The sequence below is a fragment of the Streptomyces fradiae ATCC 10745 = DSM 40063 genome (assembly GCF_008704425.1).
Classification (GTDB): Bacteria; Actinomycetota; Actinomycetes; order Streptomycetales; family Streptomycetaceae; genus Streptomyces; species Streptomyces fradiae.
In genome coordinates, this window is record NZ_CP023696.1 from 5416095 (window position 1) to 5436818 (window position 20724).

Here is a 20724-nt window from a genome sequence, read left to right on the forward strand (position 1 = left end):
GTTGAACCCCCGGAAGTCAGATTGACATACCGCCAGTATGCCTTTAGCGTCATCTGACATACCGTAGGTACGTGAGCGGAGTCGTCTCCATGCTGACCAGCTTCTGTCCGGTGATCTGCACCTCGCGCATGGACGAGACCCGCAGCTTCTACGCGAGACTCTTCGGCTTCACCGTCGCCCATGCGACCCCGTGGTACGCCGCGCTGGTCCGCGGCGGGCAGCGGCAGCACGAGCTCGCGCTCCTCGACCACACCCACCCCGCGCTGCCCGAGGCCCTCCGCACGCCCGTGCGCGCGGTGCGGCTCACCGTGGCCGTGGCGGACGGGGACGCGGCGTGGGAGAGGCTGGCCGCCCACGGGGCCGTGGAGGCCGCGGAGCAGGGGGAAGGGCGGCACGTCGTCATCGTCGACCCCAACGGGGTCCGCGTCGACGTCGTGGCGGCCTGACCGGCGCGCGGCGCCGGGCGGGGGAGCGCCGCGCGGCGCCCCGACGGGGGCGCCGCGCAGGGTCACCTGGTGCGCAGCGCTTCCAGTATCCGGGTCAGCGCCTGGCGCGTGGCCTCCAGATCGGCGGCGTCCTCCGACGCGGCCAGCCACAGGGCGGCCTCGTTCATCGCACCGGACAGCAGATGCGTCAGCGGCGCCACCGGCTGGGCCGGGATGGTGCCCTCCAGGACGAGCGCGGTGAGGGCGTGGGCCAGGTGGCGGCCGGAGGTGGCCTCGGTCAGCGCCCGCCAGCTCCGCCAGCCGAGCACCGCGGGCCCGTCCACCAGCATGATCCGCTGGACGGAGGGGTCCGTGGTGGCTTCCAGGAAGGCGTGGCAGCCGGCCGTGAGCTGGCTCCAGGAGTCCTGCTGCGCGTCGGCCGTCGCCGCGACACGGGTGGCGACCTCCTGCTGGACCTGCTCCAGCACCGCCTGGAAGAGCGCGGCCTTGCCGCCCTCGAAGTGGTGGTAGAGCGCCCCCTTGGTGACGCCGGCCGCCTGGACGACCTCCGAAAGGTGGACGGATGCGTAGCCCTGGGTCGAGAAGAGCCGCCGGCTCTCGCGCACCAGGGTCTGCCGGGTCTGTTCGCGCTGCTGTGCCCGGACCCCGGTCCTCATCGTGCACCCCCGTCTCGACCTGCCGAAACCTCCTGCACACGGTACTTCGTGGCCCTCCGGACCAGCGACCGCGTTCCACGGCACCCAGCCTCCCCCCGAGGCGGAGCCGCACGGCCGGCGCACCTGAGGCGCCGTCAGCCATGCCAGGAGTATGTCACTTCGAGCCATTCGGCGGAATATGCGTTGCCCACCCGGCAAAGCCGCCCCACCTGCCCACCCGGTGGCGGCTCGGCTAACCTGCCGCCGAGGAGAGCCACCGCGCACGCCCCGAAGCGGCGACCTCCGGCACACCGCGACCAGCGGCCCGGCCCACCCGGCACCACCGACCGAACCCCACCACCGACACGGGACGCGCCCGAAGACATGCCCGAGGCACCGGCACCAGCCCCCGAGGACACCCGCCCCGCCATCCCCGCCCCGGGGGAATGCCACCTCTGGCACATACCCGTCCGGCCGCGCCCGGACTGGCTCACCCTCCTCGACGAGGAGGAGCGAGCTTCAGCCGCCCGCTTCACCCGCACCCGGGCCCGCGAGGTCTTCCTGACCTCCCGCGCGGCCCAGCGCCTCGTGGGCGCCCACTACCTGGGCGTGCCGCCCACCGCCGTCACGGTCAGGCGCGACTGCGCCCACTGCGCGACCGAGCCCCCCGTCCCGCACGGCCGACCCCGCTTCGCGCACGGCACGCCGCCCCCGGTCGACTACTCGGTGTCGCACACCGAGGAGCACCTGCTCATCGCCGTGACCGGACACGGGGTGGTCGGCGTCGACATCGAGGCCCGCGGCTCCCTCCGGGACGCCGACGCCCTCCCCGCAGCGGTGCTGACCCCGGCCGAGCGGGAGCACTACACGGCACTGCCCGCCCGCGAACGGCCCGACTGGCTCCTGACCGCCTGGACCCGCAAGGAGGCGGCGATGAAGCTCACCGGCCTCGGCCTGCGCGCCGCCCCCCGCCACCTCGACGTACGCGGCCCGCAGGTGACCGCGGGCCCGATCCCCGGCTGGCCGGACACCCCCATCCACCTCTACCCCCTCCCGGCCCCCGAAGCCCACACAGCAGCCCTCGCCTCGACCACCCCGATCACCGCCACCCGCCCCCATACCCTCCCCTAACCCCACACCCCCGCCCCCTGACCTTCCAGGCGAAGCCGTGATGCGGGAAGCTCAGGGGGACGACTCACAACGTCGCCTCACGATCGCCGACGTGCACCGCGTCGTCACCACTGCGGTCGGCTACCGGCACCGATTCCCGGAAAGTGCTCCGCAGACGTCCCCAGGCCGTCCTCCGCAGACCTGTCCTCTGCCCCGTAACGGCAACGCCCCTCCGTACTACGGTGTGGAGGCGAAGCTCATCGACGGCCGGTGGGTCCAGCCCCGAGTACGAGTAATGACCGTTTCCAGGCCGAACGGAACGGCTGCCCGAATACGCTTCGGCCGGTCAGGCCAGGCGGTGTGGGTCCATGATTGCCTTGCCCTCCACGCGTCATCATCGCAGTCATGGTGAACGCAGCGCGTCGGGCAGAGGATGTCTGCTTGCAGACAGCAGGGTGCACCCGCTCCGCCGACGCCCAGCGGCCGCACATCGTCCGCCCGCCCGCGTCGGCCGGGCATCGTGGGCGCCCGGAGCGGGGCCGGCACGGTGACGTACCGTTGACAGGTCACTCGGACGGCGTCGCCAGTGCCTGCGCCGAGTGGCTGTCTGCCCCGACTCGACTGGGAGAGCGCGTTCGATGGCCAGGACCACGCAGCTCCGTACCTACACCGTCCGCGAGGGGCTGCTCGACCAGTGGGTCGAGCGGTGGCGGGACGACATCGTGCCGCTCCGGCTGAAGCTGGGATTCGAGATCGGCGGAGCCTGGGTGGACCGGGAGCGGAACCAGTTCGTCTGGTTGCTCTCCTACGAGGGACCCGAGTCCTTCGAGGAGCGAAACGAGACGTACTGGGCGTCGCCCGAGCGCGCGGCGATGGACCTGGACCCGGACGACTACCTTCTGCACACCGACGACCGCACGGTCGAGCAGCGGTACTGACGGCAACGTCAGAGGGGATCCGGCGGCAGCAGGTGCTGTCGCCGCTCCTCCGCGTCCAGGGTGCGGAACACGCGCCCGCGCGCCCGCGCCTCCAGCAGACCGTAGTCGGGATCCGCCGGCCACACACGCCCGGTCCCGTCGGCGGACGCGGTCAGCAGCCGGGCCCCGTCAGGGGACCATGCCACCGAAGTGACCTTGTCACGGTGGACGCCCACGACGGCGATCTCCTCGAAGGTGGCGGCCGACCAGAGCCGAACCGTCCGGTCGTCCCCGCCCGTGGCGATCCTGCGGCCGTCCGGCGACCACGCCACGGCACGTACCCGGCCTTCGTGTCCTTTCAGTACGTCGATCCGGCGGCCCGTCACCGCGTCCCAGACCGCCGCCGTCCAGTCACCGGACGCCGTCGCCACACGCGCCTCGTCGGGAGACCAGGACGCGTCCTCGACGTAGTTGTCGTGGCCGCGGAGCACCGTCGTCTGCGTCCCGTCGGACGCGTCCCACAGACGGCAGGTGCGGTCGTCGGAGCAACTGGCCAGCCTCTGTCCGCTCGGCGACCACGCCACGCGGCCCACCCAGTCCTGGTGCCCCGTGAGTCTGCGCAGCTCGGTTCCGTCGGCGGCCGAGAGAACGCGTACGGTTCCGTCGTGCCCGCCGGTCGCGAGACGCCGGCCGTCCGGAGACCACGAGCAGCCCTCGACGGGCTCCCCCCGCAGATCGAAGACCGTACCGCCGCTCCCGTCCAGGACCCGGACCAGGCCGTCCGAGGTGCTGAGCGCCAAACGGTCGCCGTGGGGCGCCCACGCCACGCTCCACAGGCGCTCGCCGAGCGTCGACACCGGACCTGCGGGAGACCCGGACTCCGTACTCCAGACCCGTGCGGTCCCGTCGTCGGAGACGGTGGCGCACCGCCTGCCGTCACCGGACCAGACGGCCTGGTTCACCGGGCCGTCGTGCCCCTGCACCAGCACGGACTCGGCCCCCTGCGGCTGGAGGTCCCACACCCGGCCGGTCCCGTCCGTCGAGGCGGTCGCGAGCCGGGTCCCCGAAGGCGCCCACGCGACCGACCACACCGTGTCGGCGTGTCCGCGCAGCACCGCCACCACTTGCGCATCCCGTACGCGGACCACCTGTACGGTCCGGTCGGACGACGGGGTGGCGAGGTACCTGCCGTCGGGCGAGAAGACCGGGTTCCACACGTAGTCGGTGTGACCGCGCAGCAGCAGGCGCTGCGCACCGGTGCGGGAATCCCAGACGCGGGCCGTGTGGTCGCCGGACCCGGTGGCCAGGAGCGCCCCGTCCGGCGACCACGCGATGCCCTCGACGAACTCCGTGTGGCCGGTCAGAGTCACGGTGGACGCACCGGTCGCCGCGTCCCAGACGACGACCGTCCTGTCGTGCGACGCGCTGGCCAGACGGGAACCATCCGGCGACCAGGCCACGCCCCACACGTCACCACTGTGCCCGCGAAGCTCCCGCACGAGCCGGCCGGTGCCGCTCTCCCACACCCGGACGACCCGATCCCTGAACGACGCGGCCAGGAGCGCTCCGTCAGGCGACCACGCCACCCGCCGACCGATGTCTCCCGCACCGGTGAGGTGGCCGACGGGTGTGCCCGACCGGATGTCCCAGACACGCACGACGTGATCACGTCCGGCGGTGGCCAGCTTGGCCCCGTCCGGGGAGAACGAGACCGACTCGACCATCGCACCGTCGCAAGGCAGCACCCACAGCGGACGACCGGACTCGGCGTCGTACACGCGGGCCGTCCCGTCGCGGGACGCGGTGGCCAGCAGGCATCCGTCGGGGGACCAGGCGATGTCCCGGACCGTGTCCGAGTGGCCCTCCAGCCGGATGCGGGCGTGACTCACGGCCAGCGCGGTGAGCAGCCCACGCCGGGCTGCCGGCGTCGGAGCGCACTCGGCGAGCGCGGCGACGGACAGCAGCAGAGCGCGTTCGGGGTCGGACTCGGCACCGGAGACGACCTGGCGGCCGAGGCTGTCCGAGACGCGGCTGAGGAAGACCAGGTCGTTGCGTTGCGAAGCGTCGACGAGCGCGCGGGCGGGAGCGGACGCCTGCCCGGCCTCCTCCAGGGCGGCGAGCCATCTCTGCGCGACGGCGAGCCGTTCCCCGGTGAGCAGGTAGTCGACGCTGTGACCGGAGCGCTCCCAGTCCGCGGCCCACCGCTCCAGCTCCGCGCGCTCCCGCAGCCGTTCGGCCCGCGCCTCCGCTTCCTGGCGCAGCGGCGCCCACTGGCGGAACAACGCCTCGTGCGTCACCTCGGCATAGGCGCTGCGCTCACCGCCCTCCTCATCCGGCGCCGCGTAGGACCGGAGGAGTCGGGCGTCGATGAAGGCGTCCACCACGTACCGTTCCTCGTCGCCCAGTTCGGACAGGCGGACCGGACGGCGGACGAGGCCGCCCTGCTCCAGCGTGACGAACTTCAGCAGCACCCGCAGGACGAGGTCGATGCCGTCGGGGCTGCTGAGGGCGGCCACCGTGTTGTCGGCCTGCCGGGCGAGCGCCCCCACCACTCCGCCCAGTTCCCGGTAGGTCTCCTCCGTCACGGAGCCTCCTGGCCCGCAGGCGAAGTACAACTCCTGGAGGAGGTAGGCGAGGAGGGGGAGCGCGTCATCCGTGCCGGTGTCGTCCACGATGGTCTCGACGAGACCGGGCGAGAACGTCATGCCGACAAGCGCCGCCGGTCGTTCCACCACCTGGACGAGTTCCGCCCTGCTCATTCTGCCGATGGCGACGGGGTTCCGAAGGAGATCCGCGTGGCCGGTCCCGAGCAGTCGCCCCAGCAGATCCACCCGGCATGTGGCGAGCACCCGGACGGACGGCTCCTGCCGGAGGCACGCGGCGAGCGCGTCCAGGAAGTGCGCCTGTTCCCGCTCGCTCGCGAGGGTGACGAGCTCCTCGAACTGGTCCACGACGACGAGGACCCGACGGAACTGCCCGCCCCGCAGCCGTGACAGCTCGCCGGCCAACCCGTCCGGTCCCCGCCGCAGGCGCCGGAGGACCATGTCCGCCGTCTCCCGGCCTCCGCCGGCGAGGGAAAGGGCCGATGCCAGGGCGTGCAGGGGGTTCGCGCCGGGGGTGAAAACTGGCACGATCGTCCACCGGCGCCGACGCAGCCGGGGCAGCACCCCCGCCCGGACAAGCGAGGACTTGCCACTGCCGGAAGGCCCCGTCAGCAGCAGGAACCGTTCGGCCGGGCGGGTGGCGGCACCTTGCAGGCGCCGTGTCAGCTCGGCCGCCTGCGCCTCGCGCCCGAAGTAGACGGCCGCCTCGTCCTCGCCGTACGCGTCCAGCCCGGGGTACGGGATACGGTCCTGCGGCCACTCCGCGCGTGCGGGCGCCGGATTCTCCAGCCGGTAGACGACGATCTGCCCTACCACCATGGCCACGATGAGCAGGCCGATGGCCGGAACGGACCCGCGCCGGATCACCTCCAGAGCCCAGGGTGCGCTGTCGGTGCTGGTGGCGTAGTTGGTGGTGATGCCCAGCAGACACGTGACCAGCACCAGCATGCCCTGAAGGGCCAGTTGCAGTCGGGACCTCATGACGCACCGCCCAGCCGTCGACCGGCGCACCGCCCGCGCAGCACCATCTCGCCCCCGCCCTGTCCGTCGCCCGAGCCCGTGTCACGCGTCCCACCGGGGAGTAGTACCGACCGGCGGAAGCGCGAGGGGCCCGGACATCATCTTCGGATGGCAGGTGCCCCTTCAAGAAGACCCTTGGGAACAGGCCATCATGGCCGTCGGGTTCGGCGCGCTGCCTTGCAGGGCTCCCCTTTCGGGGGCGGTCCGTGAGGCGCCACGGACAGCGGTCGGCGCTGATCGAACCGCTGCTGCCGTCCCGGCCCGAGAAGGCGCCGGTGCCGCGGCCGGTGCCGGACGGGCTGTGCCTGCAAGACGTTCTCTCGCGTGGGTGGAAGCTCCGCCGCCGGATCTTCGGCTGTCCTCCGCGGCCGTCCGCCTCGTCACCGCCGCCGGTGCCTGGGAGCCGCCCGCCACTGGCCCCGGAGCGATGCGATCATCGAGGCCCTGCGTACGACTCCCCGCCCTCCCGAGCCTCGGCCTACCAGCACCTTCCCGTCCCCGCGAGCCCTGCCACTCGGCCGGAGCCGTCGAATCCGGCGCCCACCCGACACCACAGCAGGGCCCTCAGGGTGCCCACCACCTGCCCGAATGCCCGAAGCGGCGTTCCGAAGAACCGCCGGACCGTCGCAAAGGATCGAGGCTAGGATTCCCGGCAGGGGCCGGGCCATGAGGAACGGCGGCCCCCGCGGGGTCCGAGGAGCGGGGAACAGGTATGCGGGAAGGCCGGTGGGTCACGGTCACCGAGTCCGAGTTCGACCACGAGCGCCGCGGCCTGGAGGCGATCCGGGAGCGGCTGCCGGACTCCGACCCCTGGCGGGCCTGGTCGAACTTCACCTTCACCGCGAACACCGGCCACGTCCGCGAGGTGGACCTGCTGGTCGTCGCCCCCGGCGGCCTGTGCATGATCGAGCTGAAGGACTGGCACGGCTCGGTCACCTCCGAGAACGGCACCTGGGTGCAGACCACGCCCGGTGGCCGCCGCCGCACGCACGGCAACCCGCTGCACCTGGTCAACCGCAAGGCCAAGGAGCTGGCGGGCCTCCTCGCCCAGACCGGCGCCAGGCGGGTCTGGGTCGCCGAGGCCGTCTGCTTCACCGACGGCGGCCTCCGCGTCCGGCTGCCCGCCCACGACCGCAACGGCGTCCACACCGTCGATGAGCTGGTCGACATGCTCAAGCAGCCCCCCGCCGACGAGCGGCGCCGCGTCACCGCGATCGGCTCCCGCGAGATCGCGGCGGCCCTGAAGAGCGTCGGCATCCGCAAGAGCGACGCCCAGTACAAGGTCGGCCCCTACGAGCTGGAGCGGAAGTCCTTCGACTCCGGACCCACCTGGACCGACTACCTCGCCCGCCACAGCGACCTGCCCGAGGCCGCGCGCGTGCGGATCTACCTCAGCGAGCGCGGCTCCGAGGCCTCCCTGCGGCAGTCGGTGGAGAACGCCGCCCGGCGCGAGGCCGCCGTGCTGGGCCGCTTCAGGCACCCGGGTGTCGTCCAGCTCAAGCAGTACTTCCCCTCCGGGCACGCCGCCGGCCCCGCGCTGATCTTCGACTACCACCCGGACACCCTGAAACTGGACGAGTACCTGGTCCAGTACGGGGAGAAGCTGGACATCCTCGGCCGGATGGCACTGGTGCGCCAGCTCGCTGAGACGATGCGCTCCGCGCACGCCAGCCGCATCCACCACCGGGCGCTCGCCGCCCGCTCCGTCCACGTCGTCCCACGGTCGCGCGGCCGGAAGGGGCAGGCCGTCGGGGAGGAGGCCGCCTGGCTCACCCCGCGGCTGCAGATCTCCGACTGGCAGATCGCCACCCAGCGCAGCGGCGACTCCTCCCAGGGGCAGGGCATGACCCGGTTCGCGCCGACCGCCCTGTCCTCCATGCACCTGTCCGACGACGCCGACCCCTATCTCGCGCCGGAGCTGACCGCCCTCAGCCCCGACCCGGTCTACCTCGACGTGTACGGGCTCGGCGTGCTCACCTACCTGCTGGTCACCGGCAAGGCCCCGGCCGCCAGCCAGGCCGAGCTGCTGGCCCGCCTGGAGGCGGGCGAGGGCCTGCGCCCCAGCTCCCTGGTGGACGGCCTGTCCGAGGACGTGGACTTCCTGGTCCAGGCCGCCACCGCCTACCGGCCCGGCCAGCGCCTCTCCAGCGTCGACGAGTTCCTGGAGCTGCTGGAGGACGTCGAGGACTCCCTCACCGCCCCGGCCTCGGCCCTCGACGGGCACGCCGGGCAGGGCGCCGGGGAGAGCGCCGACAAGGACCCGCTGGAGGCCGTCGCCGGCGACGTGCTCGCCGGCCGGTGGGAGGTCCGCCGCCGCCTCGGCACCGGCTCCACCAGCCGCGCCTTCCTCGTCCGCGACCTGGAGGCGGAGACCCGCAGGACGCGCCCGCTGGCCGTGCTGAAGGTCGCCATGTCCGACAGCCGCGGCGAGATCCTCGTCCGCGAGGCCGAGGCCATGCGCCGCCTGCGCCCCCACTCCGGCATCATCCGCCTCGTCGAACCGGAGCCCCTCCACATCGGCGGCCGTACGGTCCTGGTGCTGGAGTACGTCGGCGACGAGCGCGACGACGCCGCGCAGGGCGCCGACGGCGGGACGCGTCCGCGCCGCCGCGAGGAGACCGTCGCCCGCCAGCTCCGCGAGCACGGCCGTCTCCAGGTCGACCAGCTGGAGGCGTACGGCGACTACCTCTTCGGCGCCGTCGACTTCCTCGAGGGCGAGGGCGTCTGGCACCGCGACATCAAGCCGGACAACATCGCCGTCCGCATCCGCCCCAACCGCACCCGCGAGCTCGTCCTCATCGACTTCTCGCTGGCCGGCTACCCGGCGAAGAACACCGACGCGGGCACCGACGGCTACCTCGACCCCTTCGTCGACGTCATCACGCGCGGCTCCTACGACTCCCACGCCGAGCGGTACGCCGTCGCCGTCACCCTGCACCAGATGGCCTCCGGCGAGCTGCCCAGGTGGGGCGACGGCAGCGTCCCACCCCGCATGACCGACCCGAAGGAGTGGCCCCACCCGACCATCGCGGCCGAGGCGTTCGACCCGGCCGTGCGGGACGGGCTCGTCGCCTTCTTCCAGAAGGCCCTGCACCGCGACGCGGGCAGGCGGTTCCCCGAGCTGAAGCCCATGCGGGACGCCTGGCGCAAGGTCTTCCTCGACGCCTCCCAGACCGTCCCCTCCAGCCACCGCAGCCGCCACCCGGCCCCCGCCGAGGGGACCGCGACCGCCCGGGGCGCCGCCGCGGCCATCGCGGACGCCGAGCCGGAGACCGCCGAGCAGCAGCGCGACCGGCTCGCCGCCGAGGTCACCCGCGACACCCCGCTGACCGTCTCCGGTCTCACGCCCGCCGCCCAGTCCTTCCTCTACGGCCTCGGCCTCACCACGGTCGGCGAACTCCTCGACTACAGCCGCCGCAAACTCGTCAACGCCCCCGGCCTCGGCGCCAAGACCCGCAACGAGGTCCAGCAGCGGCAGCGGGAGTGGGGCGAGCGGCTGCGTGAGATTCCCGTCTCCCCGCTGACCCCGAAGGGCCGGGCGGAGGCGAGGGAGGAGCTGGACCAGCTCACCGCCGCCGAGTCCGCCGTCGTCGGGCAGCTCGCGACGGGCGAGTCGGCGGGCGCCCTGTCCGCCCGCACCCTGCGCTCGGTCAGCCTCGACACCCTCGCCACCGTCCTCGTGCCGGCCGTCAACAACAACGGCTCCAACCGCAACAAGGCGGAGATGGTGCGCCTGCTGCTGCGCCTGCCCGACGAGCACGGCGTCCTGCCCGGCATCGGCGTCTGGCCCAAGCAGAAGGACGTCGCCGACGCGCTCGGCCTCAGCCACGGCCGCATCCCGCAGATGCTCAAGGAGGAGCGCAGGCGCTGGACGGCGGAGCCCGCTGTCCGGGCCCTGCGGGACGAGATCACCGAGTTGCTGGCGAGCATGGGGCGCGTCGCCTCCGCCGTGGAGATAGCCGACGCCCTCGCCGTCCGGCGCGGCACGCACCTCGCCGGGCGCGAGCAGCGGCGCGCGATGGCCCTGGCGGCGGTACGGGCCGTCGTCGAGGTCGAGCAGCTGGTGCCGCAGGAGGCGGAGTTCCAGCACCAGCCGAACCGCAAGGCGACCGACGAGTCGCTGGGCGCCGGCCTGCTCGCCCTCGACGTCCGCGAGAACGACGCCCCGGACACCCCGACCGCTCCCGGCCTGCTCGACTACGCGACGCGCCTCGGCAGGACCGCCGACCGGCTCGCCCGGCTGGACACCCTGCCGACGGCCGCGACCGTCCTGGCCGAACTGGGCGCGCTGACGGTCCCGCCCGGCGCCGTCGACTGGGACGAGCGGCGCATGGTGGAGCTGGCCGCCGCCGCGTCCGTCAACGCCGCCGCCACCCCGCGCCTGGAGATCTACCCGCGCGACCTGCCCCTCGTCCGGGCGCTGCGCCTCACCCAGGCCGGTCTCGTCCGCTGGAACCCGGGCGTACCGGAGGGCCGGCAGCCCGGCCTGACCGGTGAGGACGTGCACGAGCGGGTCCGCGCCCGCTTCCCCGAGCTGGTCGTCCCGGACGGTCGCGGCGGCACCACCCACGATCTGCCGACCGGCGGCCCGCTCACCAAGGCGCTGCGCGACGCGGGCTTCGAACTGTCGCTGAGCACGCGCGAGGACACGGGCACCCTGCGCTACCTGCCGACACGGGTGGACGACGCCTCCAGCTACCTCACGACGGGCGCGTGGCGGCAGTCGACCCGTACGAGCGCGGTGACGCGGTACGCGGACGACCCGCAGCTCGCGGGCGCGGTCCGCGCGGAGGAGCGGCTGCTGGCCTCGGCCCGCCGGGACGGGTACCGGGTGCTGACGGTGGGGCAGCGGTCGGTGCGGGAAGCGGTGGCCGCACTGGGCGGTGAGCGGCTGGGAGCGGAAGCGGTCTCGGTGACCGAACTGTTCCTGCGGGCCCTGCGCGCGCAGGTCACCCCGGGCACCAAGCCGACCTGGGAGACCCTGCTCAAGGCGGACGCCGCCGAACCGGGCTCGAAGGGCGCGGTGCGGTTCGCGGAGTACGCGCGCACGGCGTGGGGCGCGGTCGAGCCCCGGATCGTGGAGCTGCTGGGCGACGGTGGCGGCAGCGGTGCCGGGCCGGTCCTGCTGACGGAGGCCGGGGTGTTCGCCCGGTACGACGCGATGGGCGTCCTGGACCGGCTGGCGTCGGCGGCCCGGCGGGGCGGGCGGGGCCTGTGGCTGCTGGTCCCGCAGCCCGACCCGTCACGCGAGCCGAGGCTCGGGCAGGTGGCCGTGCCGTACCAGGCCGGCCTGGGGGAGTGGATCCAGCTTCCGGACGCGTGGGTGGGCAACCGCCACCGCGGGTCCGGAGAGGTTGTGGCAAGCGCTGTCGAGGGAGACGCGAAGTGATCGACCGCAAGGCTCTGTTGGACGACCTGAAGCAGCAGGTCAAGGCGGTCGAGGCCGACCTGGGCAAGCAGGTGAAGGCGCTCGGGGAGGTCGGCGCGCGGCTGCGCGCCGAGTACGACCGGGCGCGCAAGCTGGGGCGTACGGCGGCGACGTGGAACGCGTGGCTGGACGAGCGGGTCACGCAGGTCGCGGTGGCGTGGGTGCTCGGCACGGTCTTCGTGCGGTTCTGCGAGGACAACCGGCTGATCCCCGAGCCGTACCTGACCGGGCCGGACGGCGACCGGCGCGAGCTGGCGGAGGCGCGGTACGACGCGTACGTGGAGTCGGACGACGACCCGACCTACCGCGGCTGGCTGGAGAAGGCGTTCGACGAGCTGGGCCAGGGCCAGGCCGGCCGCCTCCTCTTCGACAAGCGGCACAACCCGCTGTACCAGGTCCCACTCTCGCACGACGGTGCGCGGGAGCTGGTCGAGTTCTGGCGCCGGCGCGACGAGGCGGGCGTCCTCGTCCACGACTTCACCGACCCGCTGAACGAGGACGGCACGGAAGGCTGGGACACACGGTTCCTGGGCGACCTGTACCAGGACCTGAGCGAGGCCGCCCGGAAGACGTACGCGCTGCTCCAGACGCCGGAGTTCGTGGAGGAGTTCATCCTCGACCGGACGATGAACCCGGCGGTGCGGGAGTTCGGCTACGAGGAACTGAAGATGATCGACCCCACGTGCGGGTCGGGGCACTTCGTGCTGGGGGCGTTCCGGCGGCTGGTGCGGCTGTGGGCGGAGGGCCAGCCGGGCAAGGACGTGCACGAGCGGGTGCGGGCCGCGCTGGACTCGGTGCACGGGGTGGACATCAACCCGTTCGCGGTGGCCATCGCGCGGTTTCGGTTGCTGGTTGCGGGGATGGCGGCGAGCGGGGTGCGGTCGTTGGGGGAGGCGGCGCGGTATGAGTGGCCGATTCACCTGGCGGTGGGGGACTCGCTGATCAAGGCTCGCGGCAGCCAGCAGGGGAACTTGTTCGGTGGGGTGGACGAGGACTTTGTCGATGAGTTGGCTGAGTTCAAGTACGCCACGGAGGATGTGCACGAGTACCCGGGGATTTTGCGGCCGGGGCGGTATCACGTGGTGGTGGGGAACCCGCCGTATGTCACGGTCAAGGACAAGTTGCTCAATGTTCTTTACCGAGAGCTGTATCCGGCCTGTTCGGGAAAGTATGCTTTGTCTGTGCCGTTCGCCCAGCGATTCTTTGAGCTGGCGAAGCGCGGAGATTCTGAGGGCTGCGGTTACGGCATGGCTGGGCAGATCACTGCGAACTCATTCATGAAGCGGGAGTTCGGGGCAAAACTCATCGAAGGGTACTTCGGCCACGCGGTGGAGTTGACCGAGGTTATAGACACCTCGGGTGCCTATATTCCGGGTCATGGAACGCCTACAGTTGTGCTGGTAGGTAGGCAGCGCGGTGGTGATGGGCGATCGTCTGCTATTCGCACTGTCCGAAGTGTGCAGGGCGAGCCGTCCGCGCCGGAGAATGCTGAGAGGGGCCTAGTCTGGCGGGCGATCGTGGAGCAAATCGACAAGCCTGGTTCAGTGAGTCAGTGGGTATCCGTCGATGATCTGGATCGCAAGAAATACTTTAGTAAGCAACCCTGGATTCTGGTCGACGGCGGCTTGGAACTGAACTCGTCCATTGAAGAGAATTCCGTCGGACAGTTGCGCTCAGAGCTAGCACGTGACATTGGCTTTGCCAGCTTCCCAGGCCAGGATGATGCCTTCATTAGTGACTCGTCCTCGCTGCGGCGCCAGGGTATCGATGCCACCGTCGCGCGCCCGCTGGTCATCGGTGAAGTTGTGCGGGACTGGGAGGTGGACGTCGGTGACAGTGCAATTGCTCCATACGGTGGTGACCTGAAACCGTTGGCGTACGATGGCAGGAGCGCCTGGGGGCGGTGGCTGTGGAAGGTGCGCAGCTATTTGTGGTCGACCATGGAAGTTGGGGGACGGGCGCAGCAGGTTCGAGGTAAAGCTTGGTGGGAATGGTATCGATGGGTTTCCGATCGTTATCGGACCCCTTTGTCGATCACGTTCGCTGAGGTCGCCACACATAATCGCTTCGCGCTGGATCGTGGTGGGAAGGTCTTTAAGCAGACCGCGCCCGTGGTGAAACTGAGGGAGGGCTTGAATGAAGATGAACACCTTCAGCTTCTCGGTCTCTTGAACAGTTCTCTTGCCTGCCTCTGGCTAAAGCTCAACTGTCACGACAAGGGGATTCGCGGTGAAGGGGGAGGTTTCACCAGCTCGGAATGGGAGCGATTTTACCAGTTCAACGGCTCAAACATTGAGCGCCTTCCATTGCCTGCTGCGTACCCTGCTGCCGTTGCTGTTGCGCTCGACACTCTTGCTCAGCAAGTCTCCGTCACCACCCCCTTCGCTGTGGCGCGAGCCATCACCCCCACGGCTACCGCCTTCCGTGAGGCTCGCCAGACGTGGGAGTCCGCCCGAGACCGCATGATCGCTCTTCAAGAGGAACTCGACTGGCAGGTCTACTCGCTCTACAATCTTCACCCTGAAGACCTTCGCGCCTCCGAGGACCCTGACGACCCCAACATCCCCGAACTCGCCCTCGGCGAGCGTGCCTTCGAGATCGTTCTCGCCCGTCGTGTAGCCGCAGGCGAGGCCAGTGGCGAGTGGTTCAAGCGGCACGGCTCCACGCCCATTACTCAGATTCCTGCGCACTGGCCCGCCCCCTACCGGGAGGTCGTCCAGAAGCGGATCGACGCCATCGAGTCGAATCGGGCCATCAACATGGTCGAGCGGCCCGAGTACAAGCGGCGTTGGGCTACTGAAGGGTGGGACGCACTCCAGGAGAAGGCCCTCCGCTCCTGGCTGCTCGACCGGATGGAGAATCGTGACCTCTGGTTCGACGAGAATGGGCAGCCCGCCATCCTCACGCTGGCCCGCCTCACCGACGCGCTCTCGCGTGACGAGGACTTCGTCTCCGTCGCCAAGCTCTACGCGCCCCGCAAGGACCTCGCGAAGGTCGTCACCGAGCTGATCACCGACGAGCACGTGCCGTTCCTCTCCGCGCTGCGCTACAAGCCCTCCGGGCTCAAGAAGCGCGCCGACTGGGAAGAGGTGTGGGACCTCCAGCGCCAGGAGGACGCCGCGCCCGACGAGCCGGCCAAGCGGAAGATCCGGGACTCCATCCCCGTGCCGCCGAAGTACACCTCGGCCGACTTCCTCCGCGCGTCCTACTGGAAGGCGCGCGGCAAGTTGGACGTGCCCAAGGAGCGGTTCATCTCCTACGGGCAGACCAACGCCGCCACCCCGGAGCTGTACGGCTGGGCCGGCTGGGACCATCGGGAGCAGGCGCAGGCCCTCGCCACGTACTTCACCAACACCGCGCTGTCCACCGAGGAGATCACGCCGTTCCTCGCCGGCCTGCTGGAACTCCAGCCGTGGTTGTCCCAGTGGCACAACGAGTTCGACGTGCTCTACAGCGGCTCCCCGGCGGACTTCTTCGCCGGTTACCGCCAGCAGAAGCAGGGCGAGCACGGTCTCACTGACGACGACCTTCGTGACTGGCGTCCTCCGGCCGCAACACGAGGCCGTCGCGCAGCAGCGAAGAAGTAGCCAGGAGTAGATCGGCATCAGTCGGTTCAAGGGCCACCCGGTGCGTGAGCGGGTGGCCCTTCGGCCGTACGTGCAGCTTCGCCCACACGGTCTTGCCCGGCGCGGCCTGGCGGGGGCTGACGCCCCAGTCGTCCGCGAGGGCGGTGACGAGGAGCAGACCCCGCCCGGACTCGGAAAGCGGGTCGGTCGCCAGGGGACTGGCCGGAGGCCGCTTCTCGGTGCGGGTGTCCGTCACCTCGATGTGGAAGATGCCCTCGGTCAGGGTGAGTTGGACGCGGAAGTCCCGGCCGGGGACACGGCCGTGGCGTACGGCGTTGGCGGTCAGTTCCGCCGTGATGAGGGTGAGGGTCTCGTTGATCGGGCTGCTGTAGGGGTGCCCCCAGTCGTCCAGGCGGTGCGAGACGAGGCGGCGGGCGAGGCGGGCACCGCGCGGCGTCGAGGTGAACCGCATGGTGAACTCGCGTTCGGGTGCGGGGTGCTGCGGCGTGTGCCCGTTCGGGGGAGTTGCTGACTTCACAGGGTCAACGGTGGCCGACTCTGCGTAGCGTTGACCAGGAGTGATGGGCTGACGGGCAGGGGCTGTACACGCGGTCGGAGCGCCTGTAAGCGGGGTGGGGCGTGACCGGTTCCAGGGCTTTGAGTTGGCCGACTGGGCGGTTGTACGAGAGGAGCTGTGGCGTGGACGACGAGGTTCAGCAGCCGGAGTACGAGGTCGGGACGGGCATGCTGTGCGTGTTCGGACGGCAGTTGAAACTGTTCCGGGAACGGGCGGGCCTGGACCGCGCGAGGTTCGGATCCATGACCGGGTACTCGGTCTCGACGATCGCTGCGTTCGAGCAGGCGCGACGTATCCCGCCGCCGAAGTTCATCGACCGCGCTGATGAACTGCTGCAGGCAGGTGGGGTACTGAGCGCGAGCAAGGAGGAGGTGGCTCGGGCCCAGTATCCGGCGTTCTTCCGAGACGCAGCCAAGTTGGAGGCCGAGGCCACCGAGCTCTTCGTGTACGACACCCACGTGGTGAACGGCTTGTTGCAGACAGAGGAGTACACGCGGGCTCTGCTGGGGATGCGGCGTCCACTGCTTGACGAGGCGACCATCGAGCAGCGCGTTGCGGCGAGGCTCGCGCGACAGGAGGTCTTCGACAGGTGGCCCGCCCCGTTGCTGAGCTTCGTCATGGAGGAGCCGGTCGCGCGTCGACCGCTTGGAGGTGAGCAGGTATGGCGCGGGCAGCTTGAGCAGTTGCTTCTGCTCGGACAGAAGCGGAACGTCGAGCTGCAGGTGATGCCGCTCGACCGGCAGGACAATGCGGGTGTGGATGGCGCCTTCACCTTGCTTACTCCCAGGCAGGGGCAACAGGTCGGTTACATGGAGGCTCAGGGCCGGAGCACACTGGTTACGGAGCGAGATGCAGTCCATGCTCTGTCCGCACGCTATGGGATCATCCGAGCGCAGGCTCTCACCCCGAGTGAGTCCCTGGCCTTCATCGAGAAGCTGTTGGGAGAGAGATGAACGCTGAAGCTAAGAGCGGTCCCGCGCCTGCGCTTGTCTGGGGCAAGAGCAGCTACAGCGGTGCCGAGGGCGGTCAGTGCGTCGAAGTCGCCGCCACCCCCGCCAGGGTCCACGTCCGCGACTCGAAGGACACCACCCGCACCGCACTGGCCGTGGAGCCCACGGCGTGGGCGGCCTTCGTGGAGTTCGCGGCACGCTGACAGCGGTGGCGCCGTACGCAGGGCTCTCCGGTGGGCGGACGCTCGCCGGAGGGCCCTGCGCGTGTCCGCTCCCGCGACCGCTTCTACGGCCGTGGCGGCTTGCTCCCCGGGGCCCTCACCGACGTCGCAGGCGTAGCGGTCAACGCCCGCACACGAACGCTCGGTTCGCGTGCATGGGCCGCCCGCCCAGGTGGTGTCGCCGCCCTGGTGGTCCGGCCGGCACCCCCTCTCCGTCGGCCCCGTGACAAGGCGGCGACGGAGCTGCCGAAGTCCGGCCCTGGGCACGCTTGAGCTGCTGTAGGTTCCTGCCATGACACAGGGCAAAGAGGTCGAGAACCCCGAGTCGCGCTTCTTCGTGCTGCTGCTGGCCGCGGCGAAGCTCCCCGGTGTGCGTATCCACCGGGAGGCGTACCTCCGGTCTGCGCTGGCGCGCCACTGCACCGAGGACGAGATCCGCCGGGCGATCGAGGACACCCCCGCGGCGGCGGGCATCACCGTCGACGTCCTGGAGAAGGCGGCCAACGACTCCATCCGCTACGAGACGGCCAAGGTCAGCGCCCTCTCCGCCGCCGCCGGGATACCCGGCATCCTCGCCCTCCCCGCCACGGTGCCCGCGGACCTGGCGCAGTACATCGGCCACATGCTGCGCATCGCGCAGAAGCTCGCCTATCTCTACAGCTGGCCCGACCTGTTCGCCGGCGAGGGCGATGACGTCGACGACGCGACCAAGGGGATACTCACGCTGTTCTTCGGCGTGATGTTCGGCACCCAGTCGGCGAACGCCGCCGTGGGGAAGGTCGCTGGGTTGATGTCGGAGCAGGTCGCCAAGAAGTTGCCTCAGAAGGCGCTCACCCACGGCGTCGTCTATCCCATAGTGAAGAAGGTCGCGGCCTTCATCGGCGTCAAGATGACGAAGGAGTCGTTCGCGAAGACCGTCTCGAAGGCCATCCCCCTCGTCGGGGCCGCCGTCTCCGGCGGGCTCACCTTCGCGACGTACCTTCCGATGGCCAAGAGGCTCAAGAAGCACCTCGCCGGCCTGCCCCTGGCGGACCCGACGCACCGAGCGGCGGACGAGGACATCGTGGACGGCGAAGTCATCGAAGAACACGAGACGTTCACCCCGGCAGACGCAGAACAGCACGCCGCGGACACCACTGCCGTCAAGCTGGGGGAACCCAGGAGCTGACGCCGCGAGGGCCCTCCCGACCGCTCGTGGGAGCGGCGTTCCGCCTTCAACGGAGGTGCGGGCACGGGGCCGCCGGCGCCACGCCCGCTCGTGACGCGTTCTGTCCCGGACGCACGCCCGCAACGCCATCACCGCGGGTTCAGGGATCGGCGGGGGTGAGGCGGGCACCGCGCGATGTCGAGGTGAAATACATGGCGAACGCGCGTTCGAGTGTGGGGCAGCAAGGGCGCCGCCACTCCGGCGTGGGGGTGAGTGGCTCTGGGGAGGAACCGGTGAGCGAGGTCATGAGCGGCGCTCCTGCGTTGTGTTGTCTGCCCTCCCGGCCGGCGGGTGCAATGCCCGTCGTGCCGCACTGATGAGACGGTGTGCGTCGGCGTCGTACACGGCGGACTCCCGGAGTGTCTTCCAGGTACGCAGATACGTGTCCACGCTGACTTCGTCGTCGATCCACAGCTCCGCGTGCCAGTTCTCGACGATCACTTGGCGGTCGTCGTAGATCCAGAAAGCGGTGGCCGGGGGGATCTTGAGCGAAGCGGACAGGGGGATGATCCCCAGCTCCACCGTGTCCAGGCCGATGGCTCCCGCGAGGCGGTCGAGCTGTGCGGCGAGCACGGACGGGGGGCAGACCAGGGCGTGAAGGGCTGCTTCCCACAGGATGAGGTGGAAGCGCTTGGACGAGTCGTACAGCGCCTCTTGCCGCTTCACACGGGACCGGACCGCCTCCTCGGTGTCGCGTGGCGACCGCTGGAGTTCCGCGTACCTCGTGAAGATCGACCGCGCGTAGTCCGGTGTCTGGAGAATCCCGAAGACCATGGAGGATTCCCAGCCGCGGAACACAGAGACGTCGGCATGCGCGCCCAGGTGAGTGTCCTGGACCGCCTTGTGCCCCGAGGTCAACTGCCGCCGCCATGATCGGATGTGGGTTTCGAAGCCCTTGAGGCGCGCGAGCAGTTCGTCGAACGTCTCGGGTTGGCCGGTTGCCTCCGCCCACTTGCGCAGGTCATCGGGTGTGGGTGTCTGCCGGCCGTTCTCCAGCCTGCTGACCTTCGACTTGTTCCACCCGTACTGCTCGGCGAGCTCCGTACCGGTGAGCCGGCCCCCAGGGGTGGAGAGCCTGAGCTCGCGCAGCCGTACCCCGAGCGCTTCCCGTGCCTGCTGGTAGTCCGTGCTCACCGGAGCGCACCTGTCTCAGTCCTCCTGCGCGGCCAGCCGCGCCGCGAACTCCTCGTACGGGACGGCATGATGCAGCGCCGCGTCGCGTGTCATGACGTACCGCAGTACTGCGGCGGGCTCGGTGATCAGCTCGACGTCGACGAGGTTGTCGGCGTCGTCGAAGTTGAGCAGCGCGACCAGCCGCGAGTCGAAGATCCAGAAATCCTCGGCGGGCAGGCCGAGACGGTCGGCATCCTCTCGCGACAGGTTGAGGATCCTCTCGCCGACGGCGCTGTTGCGACGCGCGTTGTCGAGCAGATACAGCTGGCCTGTCGTAGGCGGGTCGTCGACGATGCGGACACGCTCGAACCGCTTGCCGAGCGCGGTCTGCTCGCGGCGTTCAGCGCACCACTCCGCGTCGATGCCGTGCCAGTCGACGGGCTCACCACTCGTGAACTGGGCGTAGGTGGCGGTGAGCTCGTCCGACGCGTACCGGCGGCGCGTCTCCAAGCGCCACGCCGTGTGCTCGAACTGTGTGAAGAGCCGGTCGAACTCGTCCAGCCCGATGATGTCCGGCACGCGGACGACCTCCTTCGGACCGAAGTCGACCAGCAGCTCGCGCGGTACCACGATGGGCACCTCGCCCTTGTCGAGGTGCCGGAGCCGGGCGATGTCGTCGGGGTCGGTGAGGGCGGGGCCGTGCACGATGACCTCACCCGTGTCGAGGTCTTCGTGCAGGGACGGGCACCCGTTGACGCCGCTGCCCGTGCCGTTGAAACGCAGTCGTCGAGCCATGATCTCGTCCTTCCCTCGGGGAGTGAGCTCCCAGACTTCCACGAGACCAACTCCCCTCGCCCGGGCTTCGGCCGACCTCCATCAGCAACTTCACGCAACCTCGCCGAGGACTGGAGCAACCTCGCGCAACTCTCAT

Annotated in this window: 13 protein-coding genes; 8 read left to right on the top strand and 5 right to left on the bottom strand. The window is 70.6% G+C overall.

Annotated features, from left to right (window positions below):
• Nucleotides 1-71: 71 nt before the first annotated feature.
• On the top strand, nt 72-446 hold the full coding sequence (locus CP974_RS23900) for a VOC family protein (RefSeq protein ID WP_223844568.1): 375 nt from the start codon (nt 72-74) through the stop codon (nt 444-446).
• 62 nt (nt 447-508) lie between these two features.
• Here the strand turns inward: CP974_RS23900 and CP974_RS23905 are convergent, their stop codons facing one another.
• Complete coding sequence (locus CP974_RS23905; RefSeq protein WP_031128341.1) at nt 509-1102, bottom strand: TetR/AcrR family transcriptional regulator; 594 nt, start codon at nt 1100-1102, stop codon at nt 509-511.
• 363 nt (nt 1103-1465) lie between these two features.
• On the opposite strand from CP974_RS23905, the gene CP974_RS23910 reads away from it, so the two are divergent.
• On the top strand, nt 1466-2212 hold the full coding sequence (locus CP974_RS23910; protein WP_051838863.1) for a 4'-phosphopantetheinyl transferase family protein: 747 nt from the start codon (nt 1466-1468) through the stop codon (nt 2210-2212).
• Between the two features lie 617 nt (nt 2213-2829).
• The gene (locus CP974_RS23915; RefSeq protein WP_031128337.1) at nt 2830-3129 is read left to right on the top strand and encodes an NIPSNAP family protein; all 300 of its coding nucleotides are present in this window, start codon (nt 2830-2832) and stop codon (nt 3127-3129) included.
• An 8-nt stretch (nt 3130-3137) separates the two neighbouring features.
• Here the strand turns inward: CP974_RS23915 and CP974_RS23920 are convergent, their stop codons facing one another.
• On the bottom strand, nt 3138-6692 hold the full coding sequence (locus CP974_RS23920; RefSeq protein WP_031128335.1) for a WD40 repeat domain-containing protein: 3555 nt from the start codon (nt 6690-6692) through the stop codon (nt 3138-3140).
• Nucleotides 6693-7443: 751 nt separating this feature from the next.
• Here CP974_RS23920 and pglW point away from each other — a divergent pair.
• The gene (pglW, locus tag CP974_RS23925; protein ID WP_031128333.1) at nt 7444-12120 is read left to right on the top strand and encodes a BREX system serine/threonine kinase PglW; all 4677 of its coding nucleotides are present in this window, start codon (nt 7444-7446) and stop codon (nt 12118-12120) included.
• Nucleotides 12117-15746, top strand: a complete 3630-nt coding sequence (pglX, locus tag CP974_RS23930) for a BREX-2 system adenine-specific DNA-methyltransferase PglX (protein WP_031128331.1) — start codon at nt 12117-12119, stop codon at nt 15744-15746. Before pglW ends, pglX begins: the two co-directional genes overlap by 4 nt.
• Here the strand turns inward: pglX and CP974_RS23935 are convergent.
• Nucleotides 15673-16197, bottom strand: coding sequence for an ATP-binding protein (locus CP974_RS23935; protein WP_031128330.1), 525 nt, complete (start codon nt 16195-16197; stop codon nt 15673-15675). The two genes, pglX and CP974_RS23935, sit on opposite strands and share 74 nt — an antisense overlap.
• A 227-nt stretch (nt 16198-16424) precedes the next feature.
• Between CP974_RS23935 and CP974_RS23940 the strand changes: the two genes are divergently transcribed.
• The 3 genes from CP974_RS23940 to CP974_RS23950 all read left to right on the top strand — a co-directional run bounded on the left by CP974_RS23940 (nt 16425) and on the right by CP974_RS23950 (nt 18641).
• Nucleotides 16425-17255, top strand: coding sequence for a helix-turn-helix domain-containing protein (locus tag CP974_RS23940; RefSeq protein WP_031128329.1), 831 nt, complete (start codon nt 16425-16427; stop codon nt 17253-17255).
• Nucleotides 17252-17455 (top strand): DUF397 domain-containing protein, encoded by a 204-nt coding sequence (locus tag CP974_RS23945; RefSeq protein WP_031128328.1) that lies wholly within the window; start codon nt 17252-17254, stop codon nt 17453-17455. Before CP974_RS23940 ends, CP974_RS23945 begins: the two co-directional genes overlap by 4 nt.
• Before the next feature lie 310 nt (nt 17456-17765).
• A complete protein-coding gene (locus CP974_RS23950) occupies nt 17766-18641 on the top strand; it encodes a hypothetical protein (protein WP_031128326.1) in 876 nt (291 codons plus the stop codon).
• Between the two features lie 282 nt (nt 18642-18923).
• On the opposite strand, the gene CP974_RS23955 is transcribed toward CP974_RS23950, so the two are convergent.
• Nucleotides 18924-19814 (bottom strand): helix-turn-helix domain-containing protein, encoded by an 891-nt coding sequence (locus CP974_RS23955; RefSeq protein ID WP_051838862.1) that lies wholly within the window; start codon nt 19812-19814, stop codon nt 18924-18926.
• Nucleotides 19815-19829: 15 nt separating this feature from the next.
• A complete protein-coding gene (locus tag CP974_RS23960) occupies nt 19830-20588 on the bottom strand; it encodes a DUF6879 family protein (RefSeq protein WP_031128323.1) in 759 nt (252 codons plus the stop codon).
• Nucleotides 20589-20724 lie beyond the last annotated feature (136 nt).

Coding starts and splice junctions, on each gene's coding strand:
- CP974_RS23935 (WP_031128330.1), bottom strand. CDS start 16,197: ATGCGGTTCACCTCGACGCCGCGCGGTGCCCGCCTCGCCCGCCGCCTC.
- pglW (WP_031128333.1), top strand. CDS start 7,444: ATGCGGGAAGGCCGGTGGGTCACGGTCACCGAGTCCGAGTTCGACCAC.
- CP974_RS23915 (WP_031128337.1), top strand. CDS start 2,830: ATGGCCAGGACCACGCAGCTCCGTACCTACACCGTCCGCGAGGGGCTG.
- CP974_RS23945 (WP_031128328.1), top strand. CDS start 17,252: ATGAACGCTGAAGCTAAGAGCGGTCCCGCGCCTGCGCTTGTCTGGGGC.
- CP974_RS23920 (WP_031128335.1), bottom strand. CDS start 6,692: ATGAGGTCCCGACTGCAACTGGCCCTTCAGGGCATGCTGGTGCTGGTC.
- CP974_RS23905 (WP_031128341.1), bottom strand. CDS start 1,102: ATGAGGACCGGGGTCCGGGCACAGCAGCGCGAACAGACCCGGCAGACC.
- CP974_RS23960 (WP_031128323.1), bottom strand. CDS start 20,588: ATGGCTCGACGACTGCGTTTCAACGGCACGGGCAGCGGCGTCAACGGG.
- CP974_RS23910 (WP_051838863.1), top strand. CDS start 1,466: ATGCCCGAGGCACCGGCACCAGCCCCCGAGGACACCCGCCCCGCCATC.
- CP974_RS23950 (WP_031128326.1), top strand. CDS start 17,766: ATGACACAGGGCAAAGAGGTCGAGAACCCCGAGTCGCGCTTCTTCGTG.